Origin of the sequence: Paenibacillus sonchi (assembly GCF_016772475.1) — a bacterium.
Classification (GTDB): domain Bacteria; phylum Bacillota; class Bacilli; order Paenibacillales; family Paenibacillaceae; genus Paenibacillus_AQ; species Paenibacillus_AQ sonchi.
The window spans coordinates 3,647,819-3,673,911 of sequence record NZ_CP068595.1 but is presented as its reverse complement, the minus strand read 5'-3'; the positions used below and the strand labels follow the sequence as shown (position 1 = coordinate 3,673,911).

At 46.3% G+C, this 26,093-nt stretch carries 18 protein-coding genes and 1 pseudogene; 1 reads left to right on the top strand and 18 read right to left on the bottom strand.

What is annotated here, in order from left to right; all coding sequences use genetic code 11:
* Positions 1-47 precede the first annotated feature (47 nt).
* From JI735_RS16670 to JI735_RS16635, 9 genes and pseudogenes are all read right to left on the bottom strand, one after another.
* Positions 48-1,700, bottom strand: a complete 1,653-nt coding sequence (locus JI735_RS16670) for a type 2 periplasmic-binding domain-containing protein (protein WP_039833079.1) — start codon at positions 1,698-1,700, stop codon at positions 48-50.
* Positions 1,701-1,817: 117 nt separating this feature from the next.
* Complete coding sequence (locus tag JI735_RS16665; protein ID WP_039833080.1) at positions 1,818-2,702, bottom strand: carbohydrate ABC transporter permease; 885 nt, start codon at positions 2,700-2,702, stop codon at positions 1,818-1,820.
* Positions 2,703-2,737: 35 nt separating this feature from the next.
* Positions 2,738-3,633: pseudogene (locus JI735_RS16660) on the bottom strand (ABC transporter permease).
* 393 nt (positions 3,634-4,026) lie between these two features.
* A complete protein-coding gene (locus JI735_RS16655; protein ID WP_039833082.1) occupies positions 4,027-5,031 on the bottom strand; it encodes a LacI family DNA-binding transcriptional regulator in 1,005 nt (334 codons plus the stop codon).
* Between the two features lie 150 nt (positions 5,032-5,181).
* Positions 5,182-6,195 carry a hypothetical protein gene (locus JI735_RS16650; protein WP_039833083.1) on the bottom strand — a complete coding sequence of 338 codons (1,014 nt, stop codon included), beginning with the start codon at positions 6,193-6,195 and terminating at the stop codon, positions 5,182-5,184.
* Between the two features lie 23 nt (positions 6,196-6,218).
* Entirely contained in the window at positions 6,219-7,142 is a 924-nt protein-coding gene (locus JI735_RS16645) for a hypothetical protein (protein ID WP_039833084.1), read from the bottom strand.
* A gap of 254 nt (positions 7,143-7,396) precedes the next feature.
* Complete coding sequence (locus JI735_RS16640; RefSeq protein ID WP_233476481.1) at positions 7,397-10,042, bottom strand: family 43 glycosylhydrolase; 2,646 nt, start codon at positions 10,040-10,042, stop codon at positions 7,397-7,399.
* Complete coding sequence (locus JI735_RS35855; RefSeq protein ID WP_233476433.1) at positions 10,006-10,476, bottom strand: glycoside hydrolase family protein; 471 nt, start codon at positions 10,474-10,476, stop codon at positions 10,006-10,008. The genes JI735_RS16640 and JI735_RS35855 overlap by 37 nt, the downstream gene beginning before the upstream one ends.
* A gap of 472 nt (positions 10,477-10,948) precedes the next feature.
* Complete coding sequence (locus tag JI735_RS16635) at positions 10,949-12,712, bottom strand: glycoside hydrolase family 2 protein (RefSeq protein ID WP_085979229.1); 1,764 nt, start codon at positions 12,710-12,712, stop codon at positions 10,949-10,951.
* Between the two features lie 149 nt (positions 12,713-12,861).
* On the opposite strand from JI735_RS16635, the gene JI735_RS16630 reads away from it, so the two are divergent.
* A complete protein-coding gene (locus tag JI735_RS16630) occupies positions 12,862-13,767 on the top strand; it encodes an ArsR/SmtB family transcription factor (protein ID WP_039833089.1) in 906 nt (301 codons plus the stop codon).
* Between the two features lie 32 nt (positions 13,768-13,799).
* On the opposite strand, the gene JI735_RS16625 is transcribed toward JI735_RS16630, so the two are convergent.
* The 9 genes from JI735_RS16625 to JI735_RS16585 form a co-directional block, all read right to left on the bottom strand.
* Positions 13,800-15,242 carry a response regulator transcription factor gene (locus JI735_RS16625; protein ID WP_039833090.1) on the bottom strand — a complete coding sequence of 481 codons (1,443 nt, stop codon included), beginning with the start codon at positions 15,240-15,242 and terminating at the stop codon, positions 13,800-13,802.
* 120 nt (positions 15,243-15,362) lie between these two features.
* The gene (locus tag JI735_RS16620; protein WP_051051509.1) at positions 15,363-16,967 is read right to left on the bottom strand and encodes an extracellular solute-binding protein; all 1,605 of its coding nucleotides are present in this window, start codon (positions 16,965-16,967) and stop codon (positions 15,363-15,365) included.
* 125 nt (positions 16,968-17,092) lie between these two features.
* Positions 17,093-17,989, bottom strand: coding sequence for a carbohydrate ABC transporter permease (locus JI735_RS16615; protein WP_085979230.1), 897 nt, complete (start codon positions 17,987-17,989; stop codon positions 17,093-17,095).
* On the bottom strand, positions 17,983-18,933 hold the full coding sequence (locus JI735_RS16610) for an ABC transporter permease (protein WP_039833092.1): 951 nt from the start codon (positions 18,931-18,933) through the stop codon (positions 17,983-17,985). Before JI735_RS16610 ends, JI735_RS16615 begins: the two co-directional genes overlap by 7 nt.
* A 222-nt stretch (positions 18,934-19,155) precedes the next feature.
* Positions 19,156-20,787 carry a glycoside hydrolase family 13 protein gene (locus tag JI735_RS16605; protein ID WP_039833093.1) on the bottom strand — a complete coding sequence of 544 codons (1,632 nt, stop codon included), beginning with the start codon at positions 20,785-20,787 and terminating at the stop codon, positions 19,156-19,158.
* 19 nt (positions 20,788-20,806) lie between these two features.
* A complete protein-coding gene (locus tag JI735_RS16600) occupies positions 20,807-22,525 on the bottom strand; it encodes a glycoside hydrolase family 66 protein (RefSeq protein WP_051051510.1) in 1,719 nt (572 codons plus the stop codon).
* A 55-nt stretch (positions 22,526-22,580) separates the two neighbouring features.
* Positions 22,581-24,155: an ABC transporter substrate-binding protein gene (locus JI735_RS16595; protein ID WP_039833094.1), complete on the bottom strand. Its 1,575-nt coding sequence runs from the start codon at positions 24,153-24,155 to the stop codon at positions 22,581-22,583.
* 82 nt (positions 24,156-24,237) lie between these two features.
* Positions 24,238-25,116, bottom strand: coding sequence for a carbohydrate ABC transporter permease (locus tag JI735_RS16590; protein WP_039833095.1), 879 nt, complete (start codon positions 25,114-25,116; stop codon positions 24,238-24,240).
* Positions 25,117-25,127: 11 nt separating this feature from the next.
* Positions 25,128-26,090, bottom strand: coding sequence for an ABC transporter permease (locus JI735_RS16585; protein WP_083886388.1), 963 nt, complete (start codon positions 26,088-26,090; stop codon positions 25,128-25,130).
* Positions 26,091-26,093: the final 3 nt, after the last annotated feature.

Below are 26,093 nucleotides of genomic sequence, written 5' to 3'. Positions count from 1 at the left end.
ACTAAAGGTCTCTCATCCAGGCTTGCTACACGCCTTACCATTGCAATTTATTTTAGAGCTGCGAGATAACGGTCGTATCCATCTTGGTATACTTTCATCAAATCGTCCAAGCCCATATTTTTAAGCGAGGCCAGGTAATCGCTCCACTCGGAGTCAGAAACCCCCTTCAACATGAATTTGGCGCGCATGGAGTTAGTATAGGTTTGGATCTCCGGTTTCAGCTTATCGATAGTCTTCAACTCTTCTTCTGTGAAGAAGATATTCGGGTATTTCTCCTTCTGCATTTGCGGTACAAAAATATTTTTGATATCATCCAGTCTTTGCTGTGCCCGTGCTTCCGGAGGTGCAATGTTTTCGAAGTCTTCACCCGTGAATACTCCTCCTCCACCCAGTGATACTTTTTGACGGAACTCACCCGGATTGCTGATATCCGACTTCTGTACCAGCTTGCCATCGGCTGATTTCTCAAACCATTCGCCAACTGGGCCCCAACGGACTTCCGCGGTGGTTTCCGGTTTGTATATCAAATCCAGCCATGCGGCAACCAAGGCCGGATTTTTTGCTTCTTTCGTAATAACCGAACCGCCTCTGGAAAGTGCGGAACCATTGTTCCATTTGACAACCATATCTTTAAACGGAGGGACGATCGGATAATGTTTGTCACGTTCAGGGCCTACTACGTCCGTATGATCCCACCAGAGAAAAGAGCCAAGAGTTTCCTGCTCTGTCTTCCCTTTCGCATAATATTGCGTATATTCTTGAGTGAAGGATTCCTGATCAACAAGCCCCTCCCCGACCCATTTCGCAATCTCCCTTACAGCATCTTTATATCCATCTTGAATAGCTGCATAGGAAACCTTGCCGTTGTCCACATTTAAATGTTCAGCGTATGCATTATTGGCAGGTTGATAGGTTTTGTCCGGTACACCGAAGGCTCCGAACAGATAACCGATATCACCCGTCCAGAATGCATTGACGAAGGATAGCGGAATTTCATCTGCTTTTCCGTTGCCATTCGGATCTTTAGTTTTAAAGGCAACCAGTACATCATGATATTCTTGAAGGGTGGTTGGCATTGATAACCCTAGCTTTTTCAGCCAATCTTCATTTATATAGAGGAAATCAGGGTTGGCACCAATCTCTTCTTGACCTGTTCCCAGCTCCTCACCCGCAGGAAGGGAATAGATATTGCCGTCCGGGGCAGTAACCTCAGCTTTGATATCCGGTCTTTTGTCAAATAACGCTTTCAAGTTGGGCATGTGTTTGTCAATCAAATCATTTAGAGGTATAATAGTGCCGTCCTTACCATATTTCATCAACTCTGTATCTGTGAACCCGGCTCCGAAGAACATTTCAGGCAAGTCGCCACTTGCTATCAGCAGATTCTTCTTCTCGTTGTAATCTGTCTCGACAATGGTATTCCAATCGATATGAACATTTGACATTTCCTCAAGTTTTTTAGCCATGGTCATTTCGTTATAATCGCTTGGCGCCAGCGGAGCTCTCCGGGCAACCACCTTTAAGGTGGTTTTTTCTTTTAGTGGAAACTGAATGGATGCATTGTCAACTGCTTGATTCCCACTATTCTCTGTATTTGTACCAGTGTTTCCGTTGCTGCTTTCATTGTTACCGTTGCATGCCGTAGCAAACACGGAAACGGCCATCATCACTGCCAAAAGACCTGCAGCTTTTTTGTTCATCCTTCTTAACCTCCCTGTTGAATCTGCTCATTTATACTTTCTTGATTCGGGATGATCCAGTCCCATTCCAATCCGGCTCCACAACACCTCCTTAACGGCGGTCTGACAGGTCAGGTCTTATCCTTTCACCGAACCCACCATGACCCCCTTAACAAAATATCTTTGCAAGAACGGGTATAAGGCTAGCAGCGGAACTGCGGAAACGATAATGACTCCGAACTTGATCAATTCTGTTACCCGCTGCTTGGCCAGCATGTTGTCAATGTCCATAAGCATATTCCCGGACGGTTGGCTTTGGATCAGAATGTTGCGCAGGACCAGTTGTAACGGAAACTTATCGCCATCACTCAAATAAATTAGAGCATCAAAGAATCCGTTCCATTGGCGCACAACTGCGAAGAGGACAAGAACTGCAATAATCGGTTTAGATAATGGAAGGACAATACTCCATAAATATCTGAGATTCTTTGCCCCATCAATGGCAGCGGCCTCTCTCAATTCATCAGGCAGCTCCTCGAAAAAGGTTTTTGCAATAATAATCAGGAAAGCATCCATTGCACCAGGGAGAATGACCGCCCACATCGAGTTCATCAAATGCAGATCTTTTACAACCAGATAAGTAGGAATAATGCCGCCGTTAAAGAACATCGTGATGATAAAAAAGGTCATAATTACATTTCTGCCATAAAAATCTTTCCTCGAAAGCGGATAAGCCGCCATAATGACGAGAGTTGTGCTGACAAATCCATTCAGCACCGCGTATAGAATGGAATTCTTATAGCCGTTCCATATTGAACCGTCGCTGAAAATCCTTTTATATCCGTCAAAGGTTATATTTTGCGGCAGTAACCATACATCACCGGAATAAATCTTGTTAGGGTCACTTATAGAAGCAATCACTATGAAATACAAGGGATACAGTATCATTAAGGTGAAGCAGCCCAGAAACAAATAATTGATAATATCAAAGGCCAGATCAGATTTCGTTTTTCTCTTTAACATGGTTTCTCCCCTTCTTCTAACAGACGTTCTTAGCCCTAAAACAAGCCCTTGCCGCTTATTTTCTTGGTAGTTTTATTCACAATGACCAGTAGGATCAGGTTTATCACTGAGTTAAACAATCCGATTGCTGCCGAAAAGCTGTATTCCGCCCGCTGAATCCCCACTTTGTATACGTAAGTCGGAATAATCTCGGATGTAGCGACATTCAAATCAGTCTGCATAAGGAACGCCTTTTCAAACCCAACGTTCATTAAATTGCCAACAGCCATAATGAACAAAACAATAATGGTAGGAGCAATACCCGGTAAATCAATATGCCGGATCCGATGCCATTTGGATGCACCATCCATAACCGCTGCTTCATGCAAATGGGGTCGATCCCTGCCAGGGCGGCCAGATAGATAACTGATGCAAATCCGGTTTCCTGCCATACGGATGAGAATATGTACAGAGGCCTGAACCATTTCTCCTCTCCCATGAACATAATCGGTTCGCCGCCGAAGGCGGTTACAATATGATTCACCAAGCCGCTGGTGGGGGACAGGAAGATGAACAGCATACCGACCAATACGACGGTTGAAATGAAATACGGCGCGTAAATCGTAGTTTGAATGAACTTTTTCATCTTTTGCTGTCTCAATTGATTCAGCATAATCGCTACAATAATGGGAAAGGGAAAAGCTATAGCTAAATTGAGCAAGCTTAGTAAAAGAGTATTTCCTACGATTTGCTTGAAATTGTATGATTCAAAAAAACGTTGAAAATGCTCCAGCCCTACCCACTCGCTGCCCCAGACCCCTTTGGAAGCTACAAAGTCTTTAAATGCGATTTGCACCCCATACATAGGCCAATATTTAAAAATCGTAAAATAGGCTACTGGGATCAAAATCAATAGGTACAATTCATAGTTCTTCTTCATTTTCCCAAGCATGCATTTTTTCCTCCATCTCCAAGGTAAACGATTACGTATTGATCAAGAGCTTTTATATCTAATTTTTATAGGCTCTCCCTGCTACTCATTGTTAAGGCCGGCATATGCTCCGATTATATTATTTTTTAATAAAACACATTTGCCAAAATCCTTGTTACAAAGGCAGGTAATCGTTTGCGTAATCGTTTTTATACACCTGATTTTATTCGTTTTTGATAGCGTTGTCAATAAATTTTCTTGCCCATGGAGCTCATCTTCCTTTGCTTTGGGTTGTGAAATAAAAAAACGAACAGGGGAAGATTCCCTGCCCGTTCAGCAAAGAAAACAACTTAATGTTGGTAGTGAAAAGAATTAATCGTTTACGTAATCGATTACTTTAACTTCAAAAAAAAGTCAGAGCGATTGTCTGACTAAAAAATTGGCTTTTAAGCGATGTTCCTCTTTTCCAGAAGTACCGTCCTCAATTCTCTGCAATATCACTTCCGCAGTTTTTACACCAAGCTGAAATGACGGCTGTTGAATAACGGTTAACGGCGGATGAGTGACCCGTGTCCACTGAACATCATCGAATCCAACAACGGCCAGCTGGTCCGGTATACGAATCGAATGGTCTTGCAAATACGTCATGGCTCCCATTGCCATTACATTATCCGTCACAAAAATAGCTGTCGGATTCTTCTCCAGCAAATCTCCCATCTTATTGTATCCGTTCTCAAAGCTCACCTCTTCAAAACAAATCAACGAATCATCCAGTTCAAGGCCTGCGTTCTTCAATGTTTCAGAATAACCCTCATACCGTTCAATCGTTGTTGTTACCGAAAGGGGACCGGATAAAAAAGCAATTCTTCGGTGGCCTTTGTCCAGAATCCTTTGTGTTGCTTCCTTAGTCACAGTTTTGTTGTCAATGAGAACGGAATCCCGCTCACAATGATTAGGCACCCTATCAATATAAACCACAGGATACTCTCCAAATAGCTGTTCGTAATCAGAATCCCGGCTGGCCGGAGCCACAATCAGTCCGTCAATCATTTGTGAATCAAACATACTGATTTCTTTGTTTTCCGCTTCAACATTATCACTGGAATCACTCAAAATAAGATGATAGCCCCTTTGTTTCAATACGCTTTGAACTCCGGCTGCTACCGACATAAAATAAAAGTTCGAAGTTTCAGAAGCAAGGATCGGTGCAAGAAACGCAATAATATATGACCTGCGGCTGCGTAGTGAGCGGGCTACCGAATTGATTCGGAAGTTCAACTCATTCATTGCAAAGTGCACCTTCTGTTTCGTCTCATTGGACACAAACCGTGTCCCGTTAATGACGTGTGAAACCGTAGCCGTAGAAACATTAGCCCTCAGAGCGACATCTTTAATACTGACATTCTTTTTTTCAGTCATCTTAATTACACCTGTCTCGTTTCGCATTAAGCATCTCTGATACCCCAACTGATATTTCCCCGTATTCATTGAAGTAAACGATTACTTACTATATAATATATTTTCGCTAGAAGCTTTTGTCAAATATTATTGGGATATCCCGCCTTCTGATCACTCTATTGTTATATGTTGGATTAAAGCTTGAATCATCGCTAATTCGATGTTTTTTAAGTTCATTATATTTTCAATGATAGCTTCGTATTTTTTATATATTCCTTTCTCAGCGATACAATGGTTACAGTAAAGAACCACGTTTCTAAGCTTAAAGGCTTCATTGATTAACAGCTCTGATTCCTTTTTTACGGTGGAATTGTTTGTACAGGCAGCAGCTAATGATAGCAGCTTTTTATGTTCATACAGCAAATGGAACGGATGAATGGCAAATGGTTGCCCAACCATATTATTTTTCTGTTTCTCCAGCATTTCTGTCATAATGTCATATATTTCTAAGCCAAGATATCTATTATCTTTTCTTAGGATCGTCCGAACGTTGTTACTCATCCCAATATATTCTTTTAGAATATCCAATAAATCTTCTTGGGAAAAGTTTAGTACGGTTTCATAGTAAAATTCATTTGGTTCTTTATATTGGTTTGTTTTTTCAATTGCCCATACGCCATTTAAATAATCTGTGGACCACTCATTTTGAAAAGCTGTATCTTTTTTGAGTGTTATTTCACTAAAGGGAATCCATTTTTCGCCATATACCCCATTCCAAAAATCATGACATAGGAATTCTTTCCTGGACAAGTCAAAACCCGAGATAAACACCTCATGTGATCTTCCATCAGCATACTCTCTAATAAAATATATATAGTTTTCGTTATTAATTAATTCCACTAAAAAATCATGAAAATCCCATTTGCCAAGAATAATTTCTTTTTGATAGACTCTGGTAATTAACATAGGACACGTTGCTAATTTGAATTTATGCCAAGGATAATATTGGGAACAAAGGTCTAATCCATACCCTCCTTTTTCATCATGATGAAGAATTACCAATAAATAGTTATGAAAAATCCAGCTAAGCGACCGCTGATCCAAATCAAGTATTGAAAACAAATTTGCATGATGTGGGTAGGTCGTAATTAAAGGCTTATTTAAATTTAATATCTTTTTATTCATAACGGATGCTCCTCGTATCATTGTCATTTGAAGAGTCTTTCTAGAATCGCTAACTCTTTTGCGCGGATTTGGTTATTGCCGCAGATGATCCGATCAACGATTTTATGGTCTTTAGTGACTAAGTATTTTAATGCGAAGTTTAATTGAATAAGGCTTTGATTAACGATTTCAATGTAGTCATCGTACTTTCTCTCTTTATCAAGATGACCATTTTCCCTCATATAATCCAACCGGTCCAGCATGCACTTTTTATGATTCCACAACAAATGGAAGTCCCGTATATCCAACGTATTACGCTCGCTATATCTAATAATTTTATTATTCCAAAAAGAGTAGACATCAGAGGCGTCATGGATGGAATTCAAACGGTAATTCATGTAGCTGCTCATGGACTTCATTACAAACTCCAGGTCAAAATTATAATCAATCTCAGTTACGCTTATTTTGTTAATTCCAAGATAAGAATCAGGCTTAAAATGGGCATAGGCCCTTGAGATTTCCAGAAAAGTACACTCTGTTGTCTGGTAGACTCCCCGTCCGAAATTATCGGCAATATAGATGAGCTCTTGAGAACGATTATAGCCAAAGATCAGTGTTTCATGAAAAAAAGGGCTCTTTGTCCTTTTAGCGTTTGGTATTTGCGATTGATCCAGTGTAAGATCCAAATAGCAGCCAGCATCGATACAATCGATTACAAAATGAACAAAGCTGTCCCACTTCAGTTGAATTTGCTCTCTTGTTAATTTCTCAATGCTGAGCCACGGGCATGAACCAAATAATGTTGGATGTTCGGCAAAGAAAATGGTGTCATCTTCAATTTTCAAATCAACAAAGTTGTTATAAAACCAGTTCATCGAGTCCTTGCAGCTTCCAATCATTGAGAAAATATTAGCGTAAGGCGGATAAGTCGTAATATAAGGTGCCGATACTGTCAATTTTCGGTTCATATCCCACTCTCCCTTACAGTAATCACATATTTTTTTCAAAATAAAAAGCAATCTCCCGGAATATTACATTATCTCTCCTATTAAAAAATATAGTATACAAAGTTTCACTTGGAAGCATTTTTTATCACTCGCTATGGTCACTAATCCCTGATTGAAGCTCAGCCCATTTTGAATCATCAATGATTTCACCTAATAAAAGAGAAAAAAGGCAACTTATCCGCAGACAAGTCGCCTTCTGATTACCTTAGCTCACCTCATTTCAAGATAACCATAGCTTTGAAATCATCAAAGTCGATGGAAGCATTGGCGTAGCCGTCGACGCCAAACAGCTGTCCGGTGAGCTTATCGCCGCCTGTGTGGCGAAATTTGTAATCAATAGCCACTGGAACATCGTCTATGTAGACGGTGTACGTCTTGGCATCCCAGTTGGCCACGATTTTAACTTTGTACCATATATTGTTTGCGACGTTTAGAACTGCCTTCTTGGTACCGCCATCCTGCACGATTATTTTTCCCGTATCAAAAGCCGTCACCATCGAATAATTGCCCGTACCGCTGTCATTTCGAATCATGGCGCCATTGGCGTACTGGAAGCTGCTGTTTAATCTGGCGCGATATTCGATGACGATACGCTGATCCGCCTCAGCCTTGACCTCGCCCGTATAGGGTAAGAACAGGTTTGCTTTGCCCGAAACAGCAGTTGTGGTCAGCCGCAGGAATTTATTCCCGTTCTCTTCTTGTACGGTGGCGGAAGCGCCATTGGTCAGAGCTTCGGTGATAATGCCGTAAGGATATTTGCCCGCCGTATCGCCGGAGAAATCCCGGTAAGCGTTATAGAGCACGCCATCCTGTATGTTGTTAAGCGAACCTAACAGGGCTGCTTCCGCCCCGGCAAGTTTATCCAGCTCCCTGTCAAACTGTTCTTTACTCAGTTCTGCATTTCCGGCCATTTTCTCCGCTTTATCCACCTCGGCTACGAAGGCATCATACTTGGATTGATTATAGTTGCCTAGTCCATCGCCCAAAGGATATGAGAAATTAGCCAGCTGGTTGCGGAGCTGATTCACAATGTCGTCAAGACCCCAGCCCGGAATCACTTCTACGGTAATAGCGGAAGAAATATTACGGCCACCCAGTTTCAGGGTGACAGGTACCTGAACCGTGCCAAGAGAGCTGAAGTCAAGTCCCGCCAGCTCCCAGCTGACGATTTTTGCCTTCTTCGACTTACTATTGTAGACAACATCCACAACGCCGGGGGGCTTAGGGGCCACTCCGGAAGGAGTCTTCACCGTTGAAACAACCTGAACCGCATCCGAAGCAGCAATGACCGTCAAGTGGAATGCCGCTTTCTTGCCGTTGTATTCGCCTGTAATCAGCGTTGTGCCCGGTTTGACCGCATATACCGATCGGGTGGCCGAATTAGAATCAATCCGGGCGACTCCGGGATTGCTGCTGGTATACTGAGCATCAGCTGTCACATTCTGCACTTCATAGTTGTTATAGCGTGCTGTCACCTGCAGGGGCTGGCTAGTCTGCCCGCTGGTCAGGATGCCGGTCAATCCGCTCATGACAACAGACTGCACAGATTCAGGCTCAGCAATAACGGTAACGTTGGCCGTGGTCATTTTACCGTTATAGGTTGCGGTGATTGTGGTACTGCCCGCCCCGACAGCCTTAACCTGAGTCCCTCCGTCAATAACGGCAACCTTAAGGTTGGAAGAACTGAAGGATGCTCCTGTGTCAACAGCGGTATAAGTAGTGCCTGTTACCGTATACAGGGGCAAATTGCGGGTTTCACCCAACCCCAGCGTGTATCCCGGTGATTCGAATAAAATTTCCGATGCATCCAGCTTGAATATATCCATGCTGTCGATCTCGGCAAGGTTGTTCCCCTTCCAGAAGCGGAGGATATTGCCGCCTTCCTTCAGATAGACTTTCGCCGTGGAGGCCCCCCAACGATTCGGACCGGAATAGACGATGTTCAAATTGGCGCCGGAGCTGCCGTTGACCGACAGGATATGGGAGGCTTCCGCCGCATTAGGTGAGCCGTTGGCATTGCGCACGGACATCACATAGAATCCCGCCTCCGGCACGTTTACTGTAAACTGGGCATAATCATTGGCATTATTAATGTTGGCGATCTTCATCCCGCCTGAAGCGCTGCTTTCCCGCCGGACAGCCGGAGAGGTATCACCGTTCGGATCTTTCACCAGCAGCGCATCTTCCGCTTCATAACGCTGTCGCACCGGCTCGCCGGATGGCTTGGCAACCGGTTTGTTCGGATCGGCGGGCTCTCCCAGGTTCGGCGTATTGTCTTCGTTCCAGGTGAATTTCTGCGCGTGGACTTTGCGGGTCCAGCCTGATCCCGGCCAGCGGGCAGCGTGGTAGATAATCCAGTCCTCCGCACCGTCAGGAGACGCAACAATGCTGTGGTGACCCGGCCCGTAAACGCCATTAGCGCTGGAGAAGATCGGCTGGTCCTGTTTTACCCAGGAGCCGGGATTCATCAAATCATCGCCAATCTTGGCTGTAATCAGCCCGAGGCAGTAGCTGTCTGTCCAGCTTCCGTTAGCGGAATAGACCAGATTGATGGTATCGCCCTTTATCGTGACTTGGGGGCCTTCATTGATCTTGCCCGGAGATGTTTCCCAATCATGGTCAGGCGTCGAGATCAATACCCGTTCCGAGCTGATGGTCCGCGGATCGCTCATCTTTGCAATATATAGATTCTGGAAGCTTCCGTCCGTTTCTTCCCAGCCGGACCATATGAAATAATGCTGCTTGTTTACAGTCAGCACAGTACCATCGATTGCCCAACGGTCGGTGGAATCGGTAATCTTCCCTTTGAACGTCCAGGTTCCTGTCATCGGATTTTCATTGGCGTTCTCCAGCACGTACATGCGGTGGTTGGCGTTGGCTCCGTTATCAGCCGCGAAGTAAATATACCATTTGAATTTGCCATCGGTATCTTGGACATAGTGCATTTCAGCGCCCAGACATTGGAGCTGTACATCGTACCGTTAACCGGTGTCCAGGCTAGGCTTCTCTCGCCCGCATCAATGCCGGAGATGGTCTTCGCTCTGCGGATCATGATGCCGCTGGCATTGACAAAGACGTTGTAGTAATAGCCGTCCGTGTGCTTGTAAACCCAAGGATCGGCTCCTACCTGCATGATCACATTGTAGAAATCCGCCACATTCTTTCCCTCCCATAGTGGTGCCGAATCGGGCGTACTCGGCATCGGCTCTGCCGCTACAGCCGGTCCGCTCCATTGCGGCAGCATCAGCAGCACCGCGAGACAAACCAGCAGATACCTGAATCTTTTCTTGACCATTTTCAGTCCTCCCTGGAATCATGTCATTATGTTTTCCTGCGACGCCTATGGCCTCTCCTAGATGACTTCTACGGGTCGCATAAAACCGCTTTCATTTTTTTCATCTCCTGTTCAATTGATTTTTCCAGCCATTGTCCCCATTCTACCTCCGGAAGAAAATCCAAAAAATGTACTATCTTAAATTGTTTTTGTAACCGTTTTAGAAAAAAGGACACAATCCCCAATGAAAGGATGTGTCCTGAACTTTCCGGTAGTGCAATCTATATAGAGCGAACTTACGATCTTTACATATGGGACTTCGGTGAATGTTTGGACTTCCGGCCGCTGCCCATCTGCAGATTTCTTGATTGTTACCGCTCTTCGCGGTGGAAATCCGCAGACAAAGGCGGACGCATTCGCTCCTCCAGTTCCAAAATTCCCCTCCATCCCTTTTCCCTTTTGTTCGTTTTTCAAGTTCGCTTTATATATTCCCCTATCTCGACTGCCCGGCAACAATTTGTTTAATATGTTCTAACGGAACCTTGGGGACCCGGTCATAGGTCAGCAGGCCGTTGATCTCCTGCTCCACATCGGTCAGCTGAGTATAACAGATACCTTGGACATGAGGCGATTGCAGCAGCGGTTCGATCACGTCCGCCAGCTTAGCCAGGAAATCCTCATCGTTGTCTGCACCGGAGTAGCCCCAACCCTCCCAATCGCTTTTTTTATAGGCTATACCTCCGAACTCCGTCACCAGAACCGGCTGGCCCGCATATGCGGTTCCCCCAACAAACAGCTCCCTGCGGTGCGGCTTTCCAACTAGCGTCCGCTCCAAGGTGCTGTAGCGCTCCGTTAAGTCCTCCCGCCTCCACTCATAGTCATGGATGGTAACCAGATCCGTGGTCATCTGCTCCCAACCGTCATTGGAGATAACCAGCCTGCTGTCATCCAGGGATTTGGTCAGAAAATACATCGCCATGGCGTGCCGCTGCTGCCGCTTATCGATTAAGATGTTCGGCACCCCCCAGCTTTCGTTAAGGGGAACCCACACCACCAGAGACGGATGGTTGTAATCCCGCTCCACGGCCTCCTGCCATTCCGCCGTTACCTTGCGCACATATTCCTCCGAATACGCATAAGCATTAGCCATCTCGCCCCATACCAGATAACCCAGCCGGTCCGCCCAGTAGAGGTAACGCGGATCCTCTATCTTCTGGTGCTTGCGCGCGCCGTTGAAGCCCATTTGTTTGGCCAGCTCAATGTCCCGTTTCAAATCCCCGTCGCTGGGCGCCGTCAGAATCCCCTCTGGAAAATACCCCTGATCCAGCACCAGCCGCATACAATAAATCCGGTTGTTCAGCATCAGCTTGCCGGCTTCCACCGCGATTTTGCGCATGCCGAAGTAGCTTTCCGCCTTATCCGCTTGGGTACCGTCCACGAAGAGTGTAACGGTGACTTCATACAGATTAGGATGCTCCGGAGACCACCAGCGGCCCAGGCTATGATCATTAAAATCATGGAGACCGATGGTACGGGTTTCCTCCGCATGGTCAATAGACAAGGTTGTAACCGCCCGGTATTCATCCTTGAAGCGGATTTCGATGCGGGCTTCCGCCTTGCAGCCTGCAGGAGCCTGATTCAAAAACGTGCGGATCTGGATTTCATTGCGGTCAATATCCGGCTTGAATTTCAGCTTCCTGATATAGTACTCCGACACAGGCTCCAGCCAGACTGTCTGCCAGATTCCGGTTGTCCTGGTGTAGAAGATGGAAGCCGAATCCTCCTTCCAATACTGCTTCCCCCGTGGCAGGGTTACATCTCGGCTGAAGTCTTCCGCCCGCACTACCAAAGAATTCTCTCCGGCTTGCAGAGCCAGCGTAATATCCGTCTGAAACGGCGTATGGCCGCCTTCGTGATAGGCCACCTGCCTGTTGTTAACCCAGACCGTAGCCTGGTAATCTACTGCGCCGAAGTGCAGGATGACCCGCTGGCCTGCCCATTCCTCCGGAACCGTAAAGCTGCGCTTGTACCACACCAGATCGTGGAATCCTGTATCTTCGATACCGCTCAATTTACTCTGATACGTGAACGGGACCTGAATCTGGCGGCTAAAGGCGTGATTCCCGCTGCTCCACTCCGCGGCGTCGCCGATCCGCTCATCGTCAAATTCAAATTCCCAGGTTCCATTCAGATGCTGCCATTCTGCTCTTACAAATTGAGGCCGTGGATACTCCGTCCGCAGGGCGGTTTGTGTCATGGTTGACATCCCTTTCAATTAGATAATGTACAGATTAACTTCATCACATTTCAGTTAATATAATAAGCACAGTTTTCCATTATGTCAACATTCAAGTTGATTTGTTAACTTTTAAGTTATATAATCAAAACAGTCAGGAGAGTGAAATGATGAAGGTGGATGTAACAACAGCCAATATGCGGATTTTGGAGTGTTTTTCATCGGATACCCGGGTGCGCATGATCGAGCTAATGAATGAGAAACCCTATAATATCGGGGAATTGGCGGAAGCCCTTGGGCTCTCCTCAGCCATTATCACCAAGCATATTCTGAAGCTGGAGGAAGCCGGCATTGTGGCCACAGAGAATTTGGCGGGCAAACGGGGCACCCAGAAGCGCTGCACACTGAAGCTTGACCAGCTAACCTTGGTGCTGCGGTCAAGCGCTGCGGAGGAGCAGCCGGACCAGAACCAATTAACCGTGGATTTGCCCGTCGGGCAGTATTCTGCATACGAAGTCCGCCCAACGTGCGGATTAGCTTCGCCGGAGAAGCTGATCGGCATGTTGGACGATCCTCGTTACTTCGATGACCCCGGGCATACGAAGGCCGAGCTTCTGTGGTTCGCCAGCGGCTTTGTGGAATACCGGATTCCCAACTATCTGGTGGGGAACCAGAGCGCTTCCGCCCTGTCAATATCCCTGGAATTATGCTCAGAAGCCCCTAAGTATAACGACAATTGGCCGTCGGACATTACGTTCTCCGTCAACGGCATGGACCTGGCCACCTGGACCTGCCCGGGAGACTTTGGGAGCAGGCGGGGTCAGTATACCCCGTCCTGGTGGGTAGATACCCAATACGGATTGCACAAAACCTTGTCCATCACCGGCAACGGCACCTTTATCGACGGCGTCCAGTTCTCCGGCACCCGCATTGGCCAATTGAATATCCGGGCGGGGCAGGAGCTGCGCTTCCGCATTTCCTGCCTAGAAACCGCGGTCCACTGTGGAGGGGTCAGCCTTTTCGGCAAAGGGTTCGGCAACTATCCTCAGGATATCCGGGTAACCATTACGTTGTAGTGGTCTGCCCGCTGCTCCGTTTATATTAACTATTAACTTTTTCTGAATTTGGTGGGCGTAATGCCGCAATGCTTCTTGAACACTTTATTGAAGTAATAATAATCCACATAGCCGGCCTTAATCGCAATTTGCTCAATAGACAGATCAGTATGCTTCAGAAGCTCACGGGCTTTCTTGATTCTGAGCTCCGACACATATTCAGAGAAGGTTTTGCCCAGATTTTTTTTGAATAATTGACAGCAATACACCTGGTTGATGAAGAATTGGGCGGATAAATCCTTCAAATACAATTTCTGCTCAAAGTGCTGGTTGATATAGGCGACCATCCTGTTGAAGCAGGACAGGATGTCCCCTTCCTGCAAAGAGCGGCTGTTCTCCTGCCTGATAGAGGCCAGGACCTCATGCAGAAAGCTGCACAGAGACTCAAAGTGTTCAAAACGCTCCTTGATCTCGGAATAATTCAGGAATTCCAGTTCCATATCCTTCAATTCCTCGGAATAAGCGTTTATAAGGATTCCGGCTGCCTGATTCCACAAGTAGACAACTTCAGCCATCCCCAGATGATGATCTCTGAAGTATTCCTGCAGCCCTATAATGAACACGTCCATGTCATCAAATTGATTTCCCTGGATGATACGGTAGATCTCATCGATACATGGCTTCACCAGATGAAGCTTCGGCTCGTAGTGAACGACGCCCCCGGCTTCCTCCAGAAATACCTGGGAAGCGGACATGTCCGCTTCTTTAATCAGCTTGCTCATATGCTTAAGCTGGCTGGAGATGCTGCTGATGCCCACAGCATTGATGCCGGTATTTTCCAGAACCCATTCATCCCAATATCCCTCTAAGCAAGCCCTATGCTCCGACATCAGAACAACCAGCATTTTTCTGGTTCCGGCTTCAACCTCCACAGCATGAATGGGCTTTCCCTTGAAAGACAGCAGGGTATTGAAATCCTTGTTCTCGCCCTCGAAATCGACCGCAAGCACCCGGTAATAACATACAGCCGCGCAATCGGAATACGGCAATAAGCGTTTTATCTCGTCCTGATCTGCCGAGGTCAGCGCATCCAGAAGGATTTGATTGCGTGCTTCGCTTCTCCGGGAGAAATGCATGGCCAACTTCATAATGAACTGATCAGCCATATCAATATCCAATGGCTTCAGGAAATAATCCAGCGCTCCGTAGCGCAGCGCTTCCTGAGCATATTCAAATTCCGCATATCCGCTTACGATGACAAACTCAGTGTCCAGCCCGTGTGTCTTGGCCCTCTTCATCAGATCCAGCCCGGAAATATCCGGCATACGGATATCGGTAAATACCAGATCTGGTTTATCCGCTCTTATGGCATCCCAGGCATTGTAAGCGCTTTTAAATTGACCGACGATTTCAAACCCATACTTATCCCAATCAAAGGCGTTGCAGATTCCTTTAATTGCCCACGCTTCATCATCTACAATCATGACCTTATACACGGGTATCCTCCTGAATATATGGAATCTCCGAATAATAGCAAAACTATCATGGAATAGCAATGAAATACGGATAAACCACGGTGAAGAACAATCAATGGCTTATCCGTATATTACGATGGGTTACTTATTCTTGGCTTGGACTGCTCTGTAGTTCTTCACATTCTCATCTTGAACAGCCTGGCCGCCGGCGTCCATATATTCTTTCACCAGCTTGTCGTATAAGGCGTCGAACTCTGCCGGCTTGGCAACGATCAATCTGTCAATCATTTGCTTGTTCATGTCGCCCAGGGTTTTGCCGTACTTGATATTGGCTTCGTTCGGTACGCCATAGTTGAAGCTGGAATAGCCGTCCGTTGTATTGATTTTGTAGGAATCGGTAGCCAGCTTCTCGTAACTCTTGTCCCCGGCTGCCAGCGCTGCGGCATATGTTCTGACATTCTTTTCGGTATCGCCCAGCTCAGCGCCATTTACAATCGGCGTATAATCCATATTCAAATTGCTCGTTTGCATTTTTTCGCCGGTTTGTGCAATCCCGTGCGGGATGTCGTCTACCAGCTTGTGGTTAACGCCTTCTTCACCGAACTGCAGGAAGAACATAACTTCCGGGTCAGCCATCCAGTTCAGATATTTGATCGCCAGCTCCGCGTTCTTGCTGCTTTTGGGAATGAAGGAGAATATTCCATTCTCATTATATACCTCTTTGAGGTATTTGCCTTCGTCATTTTTGAAGGTATCAACCGGAACATAGTTGGCCTCCGGCACATTTTGCTTCAGCGGCTCACGGATTTTTTGCGACAGCGGATAATCCCAGTTGGCAGCGTAGAAGCCTACCTTGCCGTTGGTCACATCGGCATCCGCTTGCTTGGTTGTTTTGTCCAGCGCAAAGTCGGGGCTGATCAGCTTTTCATGATACAGTTTGTTCAGCCATTTGAATGCATCCTTGTGGCCGGGCTTCAGCCAGTTGGTGGTGGTAACGAATTCCTCCTCCGTCATCGGACCCCAGAAGGATTGAATAAGATTACCAAAGGTGTAGTTCATGCCGGCAGCAGCTGTTGCCCACGGAATGACATGATCCACATTGCCGGGGTTCTTGTCACGGAAGGCAACAAGCGTATTGTACAATTCATCCTTATTAGTCGGAACAGGCATTCCCAGCTTATCCAGCCAATCCTTGCGGATAAACATACCATTCCAGGCAAGCAGAGTCCGTTTGCCCGGGATGGAGACTTGTTTGCCCTCGTATTTCCCGTAGGAAAGCACTTTTTCGCCCAGATAAGACTTCAATTGCTGCCCGTGCTCCTCCAGCAGTTCATCAAGTGTATAAATGCCCTTGCTTTTGGCATAGCGGGTTACTGTAGTACCGTCATAGGTGAAGGAAATATCCGGTGCTTCGCCGGCAGCCATCAACACATTCAGCTTGTCGATTTCTTGCGAGCGGGGTACAGAAACATATTTTACAATAGCGTTATTGGGCTTTCCGAATTTTTCATTGACATATTTGGTCCACATGTTGTTGTTCAAATCCGGCTGTCCCTGGACACCTCTGTCAAACACTTCCACAGTCAAGGTAGCAGGCGGACCGGAAGCAGCTGTTGATTCAGTTGCCGCAGTCTGAGATGCCCCCTCGCCGCTATTCTTGCCAGAATTTCCACAACCTGCTGCTGCAATGGCCAGAAGCGCTGTACTGCACAGAATTGCTATTCTCTTCTTTATACCTGTATTCATTGTATGCCTCCCTTTCAAGTCGAATATCTTGCAAATCATCCGTGCTGCAAATCCCTTGTAGCTATACATCCATCATCCACCGGAACGGGAATGCCCCACCCCCTTTAGCTTGATCTGTTTGCCCATCAGCCCTTGATCGCTCCGGTCATCACACCATCTACGAAATACTTCTGCAGCTTAGGATAGATCAACAAAATCGGGAGGGTCGTAAACATAACGCTGGCCGCTTTCAGAGACTCAGGCACAATGTAGGAGCCGATACTTCCTTCTCCCCCTTGCTGGCTATCCAGCTGCTGATTGGCCGATATGATCTGGTACAGCTTCATCTGCATAGGATACAGCTCTTTTTTCGTAATGTAGAACAGCGCATCCTGGAATCCGTTCCATCTGTCCACCGCATAGAAGAGGCTTAATGTGGCGATCGAAGGCAACGAGAGGGGCAGCACAATCTTGATGAGAATGCCCAGATCCGAACATCCGTCAATGGCGGCCGATTCCTCCAGGCTCTCCGGAAGGTTGGTGAAAAAGGTCTTCAGGATGATCATATTAAACACGCTCATGGCACCCGGCAAAACCAGGCTCCACACCGTATTCATCATTCCCAGGTTTTTAACCAGAATATAGGAGGGAATCAAACCGCCGCTGAAATACATGGTGAAGACCAACGCCGTCAAAATAAAGCTTCTTCCCATCAGCCGCTTCTTCGTTAACGGATACGCTGCACAAATGGTCAGGAACATACATACCCCAGTGTAAAAAATCGTAAGTACAATACTGTACCCAAGCGTATACAGCATATCCACATCGCTCAGGATGGTTTTGTACGTTTCTGCTGTGAATTCTACTGGCCATAGCCCTACTTTTTGGGCAATAATCGCTTCGTTGGAGCTAAAAGAAAGCGCAATCATATATAGGAACGGAACAATACATGTAAAGGACAATGCTACAATAAATACGATAATCACAATATCCGCCACATTCATTTTTTTCTTTTTGCTCTTCTTGTTCACCATCCTCACCATATCCCATCCTCACCTAATTTTTTGGCGATAAAGTTGGCAGAGAGCAGCAGAACCAGGCCAACCACGGATTGGAATAATCCGACTGCTGTTGCCTGGGAGAAATCTCCCGAACTAATACCAACTCTGTACACAAAGGTACTGATAACATCGGAGTATTCGTTAACCAGTGAATTCCCCATCACGAACGGGCGGTCGAACCCGATGGAAACCATTCGGCCAATTTGGAGAATCAGCAAAATATTAATCGTCGACTTGATACCGGGCAGTGTAATATGCCACATTTGGCGAAGCCTGCTGCAGCCGTCAATATCGGAGGCCTCATACAATTCCTTATTGATTCCGGTAATGGCCGCCAGATAGATGATAGTGCCCCATCCGATATTTTGCCATACCCCAACGGAGATATAGGTAATCAGCCAAGGTGTTTTCTGTGACAGAAACTCAATCTTATCCAGTCCGAAACCCGCCAGGAAATTGTTGATCATGCCGCTGTTAGAAAACATCAAATAGACCATACCGCCGATGATCACCCAGGACAAAAAGTGGGGCAGATACAACACGGTCTGGGTCACTTTCTTGAATGTTGCCTGCCTCACTTCGTTGAGCAGAATTGCCAGCAGAATGGGCGCCGGAAATCCCGCGATCAAGTCCAGAACATTCAGGACCAGCGTATTCTTCAATGCACGGTAGAAGCTGTCCTGCTCGAAAATAAACCGGAACACATCCAGTCCTACCCATTCGCTTCCCTTAATGCCTTCAAAAATGTTGTAATCCTGGAATGCCATAATCAGACCATAGATGGGAGCATACTTGAATATCAGGATATACCCGATAGGCAGCAGCAAAAGAAAATATAACAGACTGTCTCTTTTGAGGTTGTGCAGAAAATGATTTTTCTTTTTTGTTGCAACGTACTCCCGGGAGCTGTCTAAAACCGCTTTCATATTTCTCATCCCTCCGACTGTATTAAGGAGCTCTCATATTTTTCATTTTACCTTCAGGAGAAAATAAAAAAATGTACTCCCTTAAATCAATTTTGTAATAACTTAAAAAAGTAGAAACTAAGGCACAAAAAAAGCCATAGCCTGCAAAAATTTCTTTTGCAAGTTGTGGCTTCTGCGGTTAGATCAGGAGACCCTGAATTTTGCCCGGTTGGACAGGTTAGCCTACGCGAGTTTGACGGCAAACGCTTCGTAAGGCTGTAATTGTAATTGCTTAAAGTCCACGTCATCTCTGGTATAGTTGCCAATGATGAATTCCCCGGCCTGACCCGTCTCCGGTAATTCAAGCGTAATGGGTTCCCTGCTAAAATTGGCCGTTACCAGCCAGGTTTCCCCTTCATACCGGCGGAAATACATGAACACTTGATCCGGTACGCGGGTCACCAGTTCAAAATCGCCCCATACAACGATTGGGTTGTTCTTCCGCAGCTCAATCAGCTTACGGTAGCAGTGAAAAACCGAATCTGGATCTTTCAGATTTGCTTCCACATTTATTTCCTTATAATTTGAATTTACATGCAGCCATGGCTCTCCGGTTGTAAATCCTCCGTTAGGGGAATGATCCCATTGTACCGGGGTTCGGGCATTATCTCTTCCCTTGACATTAATGGAATGAATAATATCTTCCTTGGCATATCCCTCTGCAATCCGTTCCTGATACATATTGATGGTCTCAATATCCTGCGCTTCGCTGATCTCTTGAATCGGATAATTGGTCATTCCGATTTCTTCGCCTTGATAAATGTAAGGTGTGCCCTTCATCAAATGCAGAAGAATGGCGAACATTTTGGCGCTTTGTACACGGTATTGCTTGTCATCGCCCCAACGGGATACGATTCTCGGCAAATCATGATTGTTCCAGAACAGACTGTTCCAGCCCGCGTTCCCCAGTTCGGTTTGCCATTTTGCCAATACCTGTTTTAATTCCCTTACGTCTAGGGGCTTCAAATCCCACTTTTCTCCCCCGTCCTGTTGATCCAGACCAATATGTTCAAACTGGAATACCATCGAAAGCTCGTTCCGGTCCGGATCGGAATAGAGCTTGGCCACTTCCGGAGTCGCGCCCCATGTCTCTCCCACTGTCAGAACATCATGCTTTCCGAACGTCTCACGGTTCATATCCTGCAGATATTCATGAAGCTTCGGACCATTTCCTGTAATCTCCTTATCCGGTATTTTGCCGACCAGATCAATCACATCCATGCGGAATCCGCCGACGCCTTTGTCCAGCCAGAAATTCATCATATCCCATACCTCTTGCCGGACTTTACTATTCTCCCAGTTCAGGTCAGGCTGTCTGCGGCTGAACAAGTGCAGATAATACTGGCCGCTTGCTTCATCGAACTCCCAAGCCGACCCGCTGAATGTTGAACGCAAGGAATTGGGAACTCCGCCGTTTACCGGACCACGCCAGATATAATAATTCCGATACGGATTGTCTTTTCCCTTGCGGGCTTCAATGAACCATGGATGCTCATCCGAGGTGTGATTGACGACCAGATCCATAATAATCCGAATGTTGCAAAGCTTGGCTCTTTCAATTAATTCTTCCATGTCCTCCATCGTTCCGAATTCGCTCATAATATCCTGGTAGTCGCTGATATCATATCCGTTGTCGTCATTGGGAGACTTGTATACAGGACTAAGCCATATTGCGGTGATGCCAAGGTGCTCGAGATAGTCTAGCCGATTGATAATCCCCCGGAGATCCCCGATCCCATCCCCGTCGCTGTCTTGAAAACTCCTGGGATAAATCTGGTAAATAACAGCTGTCTGCCACCATTTGGTATTGTTCATTATCATCCACTCCTATAGGTTATACTTCACTATATTTCACTACAACCATGGTCCAAACTCTCAGTGACGGCAAAGTGAATCTGGCTGCCAGTCCTTGTCCGTGAGGAACAACCTCGTAATCCAGGAAACATACTTCCTGGTTACGATCATCCGGGCTGGCTGTGTAGATGTACTCAATCGGCTGTTCAATCAGCAAAGTGCAAACCACTCCAGTTTGAGGCTCAGGCCGCTGTTTCTTGCCGTGCTCCCAATAATCATCCTCAAGTCCAACTAGGTTAATGAGCTGCAATATCTGGTAACCTGGCATCCGCTTGATGATGGTCCATACGGAATCAATATCTCCATTCGGCGCAAAAGGCACACTGCCTTCGAAGGTGATTTCGGTATTAACCCCTGCTGTATACGTATAAGACACATCTTCCAACTGTGCATTGTGTATCAGCGTACCAAACCGGACTATGAAATCATAGTACCGTCTGACCTCAACGGCAAATTCAGTCCGCATCACTGCATAATCCGGGTAGTAGGGCATTGTCAGCAGCCCATTGTTCTCACCCAATAAGAGGTGATATCCACCGCTTGCAAAAATAGATGCTATGGTTAACAGCGCACCATTCTCGGCCCATTCCTTGTCATGGCCGGCCTTCGGATAGAAGGAGTGCAGATAAGCGGAAAGGATAATCGGCTTGGCCGGGTCCAATGATCTTGCATTATCGATCAGTCCTTTAAGCTCACGCAACCGGACTACAGGCGGCCACACTTCAATATAAAGTGCCTCCTGATCCGACGAAGCAGTCTTGCTTATAGGGTAATTGCCCACATTATTGAATATGACCCCGGCCCCGGCTTTGATTTCCTTCACTGCTGAGCTGGCTCGGTCAATAAGCGCCGGGTAACATTCCGCCAGATCCAACATTTCTTCTCTTCCTTCGACCCGGCGTATTGCTTTCTTGGGAAAACCGTATTGATCCATATGAATCCCGTCGAATCCGGCCATTACTGCCTGACGGAACTGTTCAACAATATGATCGCTCCAAGGCGAATCCGGTGTAATGTCCATAATATAGAATAAATCTATTAGCTGAAACGGCTCTCCCTGGCGATTATACAGTCCCCATTCCGGTCGTGTTTGCAAAAAATCTTTTAGGCTCGCGTATACAGCCCCATAGGCCATGGCTGCCATCCCTTTATCGTGCACGGCTGACACTTTTTCACGCACAACTTTATAGGACATCGCCCGGCCCATCGGATCGATAAATTCGTCTTGTTGCGGAACAAGTTCATCATGGCGATACATCCAATCGTAGAACTGTATGACATTCAAGTGGAATTTGTTCATACTTTCGACGTCACGGAAATCTCCGGATTCTTCTGTCCGAAAATCGCTTAAAAAGCCATACCGCGGTGCCCGACTCCAGTGATCGGCAATGTCATACGAAGTATAGGCTGTTGACACTGCAATTTTATCACAAAACATTGTAGCCTTGACCCCATAACCGGCCCACTTTGTATCTTCAGCAAACAAGGGAATGTGCACAATTTGTCTCAATCCTTTTTCCGTGCTGATTCTAATTGTTTCTTCGGCAACTAGCCGTTCTAACTTGTAAAACCCGACAACCAGGTCCAGAATTTTATCCTCCCGGGTCTCCAGTTCGATTACAATGTTGCCTGGTTGGCCAGGTTTGTACTGGGCTTGATCGGGATACATATCTGTATAGGTCAGCATTGAATTTTCCATGTGAATACTTCACTCCATTTCGACGTACAAATGAAATATTAGTGAGGGAGCTCCCCTATTTCTTGCCGTTTTCTTTAAGCCAAGCATCAAGTTGTTTTTGCGCTTCAGCGATTACCTTGTCAGCTCCTGCTGCTTTTTGTTTCTCCAACATCTTAGGAACAACCTCTTCCGGGTCCAATTGACCGGACTTTAGTCCGTCCACAAATGTTTTGTTGGCATTGTCGATCGAGATCAGCTCATTCTTTACAGGCTCCGGATCAAAGACAAATCCAAAAATACGGGAACGGTTGGAAGAAATTTTTTCGTTGAATTTCTCATAGTTCTGGTATTTATTCGGATCTTCCCCTACACGGGTGTAGTTAAGCATTTGATTGCCCAATTGCCACATAATATCATGATAATAGCCGACGCTATCCGTAGTTTGACCTTCCGGCAGTGCAATTTGGCCATCCTTAAGCACATAATGTTTCCCTTCGATTCCGAAATTAAAGAGGGTCAGTAATTCCTTGTCTTTATAGAAGAGATTAAGCAGCATCATGGCACGTTCAGGATCTTCAGAGCTTTTCGAAATCGCATACATAGTAGCTGTCATCTTTCCGGTTTGCAAACGGTCAATATTTAGAGGAATCTGCAGCATCTCACGGCCCGCTTTAATCGAACCATTCGGCGAGATGTCAGCTTTTCCGATCTCCATATCAGCCAGAATATCCATATCGCTGACAAATGCAAATCCTTTGCCGGCCTGCATTTTTTTCCAGGCATCCAAACCAGGTGTCAGTGCATCCTTGTTTATATATCCTGCCTTGTACCACTTGTTAGTCAACTTGGCAAGCTCCATATACCGGGGAGTTGTGAAGGAATTGATTACAGTATAGTTATCTGGAGCCGTTCCTGCAGTGTTAATAGCAGCGATGCTTGTGATGGAGTCCAGATTTGTGGATGAATAGTAAGCTTCGAGTGGAAAACTAGGTGCGACTAAAGGCGTAATACCCGATTCGTTTTCCTTGATCGTTTTCAGCATGGGCTCCAGGTCCTCGACCTTTCCAGATTTCAGTGCAGTCAGGTCAAAGTTATATTTGTCCACTAGCTCCTTATTCAAATAAACCCCTTGTGCACCGCCCAGCTCTTGATGGGTATGGATACCGTAAAGCTTGCCGCCGCGTTTAGCCGGTTCGTGGTAATCCTTTTCCACAGCTTCGATATCAGGCCCATATCTGGCGAGCAAATTATCAAGCGGCAGCAGCCCCCCTTTTGTAACCTGTTGCTGGAATCCGAGCCAATCCGCCGTGAACAGCAAATCCATTTTGTCGCCGGACGCCAGCATTAGGTTCGTTTTATCGCTCCATGCGCCCCAGTCAATGGGATTCAGCTTGACAGTCATGTTTAATTCCGGATAGGTTTTCTTCAGATAATCATTCATCGCATCCTGAACCAGTTGATTGTCTTTTTGAGGCGCATCGGGGAAGACCATCATGACTTCGTAAGGCTTCAACGCCGAACTGGCCGCTCCATCTGGCTGAGCTGAACCCGCCGGCGTATTCGACGCTTTATTTCCGCCGCAACCGGCCGCTACGACTGAAGTCAACATCAACGATGCCAGCACAGCGGAACTCTTTTTTAACCACTTCATAAACAATAGCCCTCCCTGGAATCCTTCTATTTTTGCCTTTGGAACATTTGCTTGCGTATACTAATCCGGCATTATACCGGGATCAGCCTTTCACAGCGCCTACGGTAAGACCCCTTACAAAATACTTCTGCAGGAAAGGGAACACCAGCACCAGTGGACCGATTGCAATCATTGCCATCGCCATTCGGATAGATTCCAGCGGCGTCGTGACCTGTGCGGTCGAGCTATAGGCCTTATTGGCTATCGTCTGCAGGAACGAAGCATTCATCAAGGTTTTGGTCAACAAATACTGCAGAGAGAATAGCTTCTCATTCTGGATGAAGACCAGGCTTGTAAACCAGTCATTCCAGTAGGATACGGTGGTGAAGAGCCCAATCGTGGCCATGACAGGAAGTGACAGCGGCAAAATAATGCTGAAATATGTCCGGAATTCTCCTGCACCATCGATCTGAGAAGAATCAATCAGGGAAGGCGGAATGCTGTTCGTAAAGAAAGTCCGCATGATAATGACATTGAAGCCGCCGATCAGACCCGGAATGATTAACGCCACCAAAGTATCCTGAACATGTAAAAAGCGGGTGTATACAAGATACCAGGGCAGCAAACCTCCCGAAAACAGCATGGTGATCAAGATGTAGAAGCTAAGAGCCCCTCTGAGCGGAAACTCTTTCCGTGACAAGGCGTAGGCCATTGCGGAAGTCACGAACAAACTGACGACCACACCAATCACTGTAACCAAAGCCGACACGCCGTAAGCCCGCAATATTTTCTCGGCATCTTCAATTAAATACTGGTAAGCGACAAGGCTGAATTTGCCGGGCCAAAAGCTGTATCCGTGAGCGGTTACCCAATTTTCGTCGGCCACCGATATCATGAACACGAGCCAGAACGGGATCAGGCACGCCAAGCTAAACAATGTCAAAACAATGACGATGATGGGGTTGGTTCTCTTTTGGTTCATATTGGTCTCCTTTAAAATAGAGCATTTTCTCTGCTGAATTTACGAACAATCAGGTTGACAGTCACGACAAGTGTAAAGCCAACAACGGATTGCAACAGCCCTGCCGAGGAGGCGAGTCCCGTATCGCCGGTGACCATTAGTGCGCTGTATACATAGGTATCAATAACTTCTGTTGTCTCTTTGATCATACCGGATGCCATTGTCGCCTGATAAAACAGACCGAAATCGGCGTTGAAAATCCGGCCAATCGCCAGCAATGTCATGATAATAATGATCGGGGCAATCAGAGGAATCGTAATTTTCGTCATTTGCTTCCAGCGGCTGGCTCCATCAATGACAGCGGCTTCATAATATTCAGAGTCTATCCCAACAATGGCTGCCAGATAGACGACGGCCGCGTAACCCACATTCTTCCATGTGTTAACAATGGTCAAGATATATGGCCAATGCTGCGCTTCCGCGTACCAATTTTTAGGGTCAATACCGAAAGGCTCCAAAATAAATTTATTAGCGAACCCCAGCTCCGGATTCAAAAATCCATAGACGATGTAGCCAACAATGACCATGGAAATAAAATTGGGCAAGATCACAGTGCTCTGAAAGAATTTAGAGGCAAATTTATTTTTAACCTCGTTAAGGAGAAGGGCCAGCATCACAGCTAATATCGTATTAATCAGCAAAAAGCTAATGTTGTACAGCAAAGTGTTCTTAATGATCAGCCAAGCGTCGTTGGAAGCAAACAAAAACTTAAAGTTGTCCAGTCCGATCCATTTGCTATCCCATATGCCGTCTGTATAATTCAGGTCCTTGAAGGCCAAAAAAATACCAAACATCGGCAGATAGTTATTGATTAACATCAGCAGTATTCCCGGCATCGCCAGAACAATTAATGCCCTGTACTTCCATAAGTGTCTCCATTTTGTATTGGGCTGTGAGATGCCGGGTTGGGTTATGAATGCTTTTTCCGAAGCCATAGT

Excerpts from the sequence above, each read along its gene's own strand:
- JI735_RS16585 (WP_083886388.1), bottom strand. The coding sequence starts at position 26,090 with ATGGCTTCGGAAAAAGCATTCATAACCCAACCCGGCATCTCACAGCCC.
- JI735_RS16595 (WP_039833094.1), bottom strand. The coding sequence starts at position 24,155 with ATGAAGTGGTTAAAAAAGAGTTCCGCTGTGCTGGCATCGTTGATGTTG.
- JI735_RS16635 (WP_085979229.1), bottom strand. The coding sequence starts at position 12,712 with ATGACACAAACCGCCCTGCGGACGGAGTATCCACGGCCTCAATTTGTA.
- JI735_RS16615 (WP_085979230.1), bottom strand. The coding sequence starts at position 17,989 with ATGGTGAGGATGGTGAACAAGAAGAGCAAAAAGAAAAAAATGAATGTG.
- JI735_RS16645 (WP_039833084.1), bottom strand. The coding sequence starts at position 7,142 with ATGAACCGAAAATTGACAGTATCGGCACCTTATATTACGACTTATCCG.
- JI735_RS16655 (WP_039833082.1), bottom strand. The coding sequence starts at position 5,031 with ATGACTGAAAAAAAGAATGTCAGTATTAAAGATGTCGCTCTGAGGGCT.
- JI735_RS16600 (WP_051051510.1), bottom strand. The coding sequence starts at position 22,525 with ATGGAAAATTCAATGCTGACCTATACAGATATGTATCCCGATCAAGCC.
- JI735_RS16640 (WP_233476481.1), bottom strand. The coding sequence starts at position 10,042 with ATGTACGTGCTGGAGAACGCCAATGAAAATCCGATGACAGGAACCTGG.
- JI735_RS16590 (WP_039833095.1), bottom strand. The coding sequence starts at position 25,116 with ATGAACCAAAAGAGAACCAACCCCATCATCGTCATTGTTTTGACATTG.
- JI735_RS16620 (WP_051051509.1), bottom strand. The coding sequence starts at position 16,967 with ATGAATACAGGTATAAAGAAGAGAATAGCAATTCTGTGCAGTACAGCG.
- JI735_RS16650 (WP_039833083.1), bottom strand. The coding sequence starts at position 6,195 with ATGAATAAAAAGATATTAAATTTAAATAAGCCTTTAATTACGACCTAC.
- JI735_RS16605 (WP_039833093.1), bottom strand. The coding sequence starts at position 20,787 with ATGAACAATACCAAATGGTGGCAGACAGCTGTTATTTACCAGATTTAT.
- JI735_RS16610 (WP_039833092.1), bottom strand. The coding sequence starts at position 18,933 with ATGAAAGCGGTTTTAGACAGCTCCCGGGAGTACGTTGCAACAAAAAAG.
- JI735_RS35855 (WP_233476433.1), bottom strand. The coding sequence starts at position 10,476 with ATGGTCAAGAAAAGATTCAGGTATCTGCTGGTTTGTCTCGCGGTGCTG.
- JI735_RS16665 (WP_039833080.1), bottom strand. The coding sequence starts at position 2,702 with ATGTTAAAGAGAAAAACGAAATCTGATCTGGCCTTTGATATTATCAAT.
- JI735_RS16670 (WP_039833079.1), bottom strand. The coding sequence starts at position 1,700 with ATGAACAAAAAAGCTGCAGGTCTTTTGGCAGTGATGATGGCCGTTTCC.
- JI735_RS16630 (WP_039833089.1), top strand. The coding sequence starts at position 12,862 with ATGAAGGTGGATGTAACAACAGCCAATATGCGGATTTTGGAGTGTTTT.